Genomic DNA, 1,046 nt, shown 5'->3' on the forward strand with positions numbered 1-1,046 from the left:
CTTCTACGGCATCGGTCTGACCCAGCGCCAGCGCTTCCAGGTCGCCCTGCTCGCGACGATCCGGGTCAACCCCCGGGCCTCGGGCGGTGACCTCGCCGCGAGCACGTTCGGCGGGTGGCTGCGCTACAGCGCCCCGGACCGCGAGCGGCTCGCCGCCATGCGCGGGGACCACGCGGTGTCCGCGATCCTGGCCGACGCGGACGCGTGGCAGGGCTTCGACGTCCAGCGGCTCCCCGCCCCCGAGAACCTGCAGCTGCTCGTCGGCTGGACCGGCTCGCCCGCGTCCACCACGAAGCTCGTCGACGTGGTGCGTCGGCACCGCAACGGCGGGTACCAGGCGTTCCTCGACGAGAGCCGCAGCTGTGTCGACGACCTGACCACGGGCCTCCAGACCGGCGGTGGTCGCCACCAGCGCGCCCACCGCGACGGGCGCGGCCGGACCGGCCGGACCTGCCGGCTAGAGCCAGCTGGGGATCCAGTAGTGCGACCGGACGAAGTCCCACGGCACCTGCATCGCCGTCCACATCGGGTACCAGTAGACCGAGGCCAGCACGACGACGCCCAGGTACACGCCGACCCACAGGATCGCCCGCGACCGGCGTGACCGTTCGTCGCTCCGTCTGCCGAGCACCAACCCGATCGCGGCGGCCAGCGCCATCAGCATGTAGGGCTCGAAGGCGATCGTGTAGAACTGGAACACCGTCCGGTCGACGTACATCAGCCAGGGCAGGTACCCCGCCGCGACGCCGAGCAGGACGAAGCCGTACTCCCACTTCCGGCGCAGGACCCAGAGCACGAGCAGCGCCACCGTCGCGATGACCGAGGCGTACCAGATGAACGGGTTCGCGATGCCGGTGATCGCCTCGCCGCAGCGGTCCGCCCAGCAGCCGTCCTGCCCGGCGTCCGTGCCGACGTAGAACATCGACGTGGGGCGCTGCATCACGAGCCAGAGCAGCGGGTTCGCCTGGTACGAGTGCGGGGTGTGCAGCCCGATGTTGAAGGCGTAGATCTCCGACTGGTAGTGCCACCAGTTCTGCAGGCTGTCC

The 1,046-nt window shown here is 70.7% G+C and carries 1 protein-coding gene and 1 pseudogene; both read right to left on the bottom strand.

Annotation, left to right across the window (positions count from 1 at the left end; translation table 11 throughout):
* On the bottom strand, positions 1-409 hold a 409-nt coding region (locus BACI9J_RS23405), incomplete at its 3' end, for a hypothetical protein (RefSeq protein ID WP_159736721.1).
* 48 nt (positions 410-457) lie between these two features.
* Positions 458-1,046 (bottom strand): annotated as a pseudogene (locus BACI9J_RS23410) (dolichyl-phosphate-mannose--protein mannosyltransferase); the annotation flags it as partial.

The organism is Arthrobacter sp. 9V, assembly GCF_902506065.1.
Classification (GTDB): Bacteria; Actinomycetota; Actinomycetes; order Actinomycetales; family Micrococcaceae; genus Arthrobacter.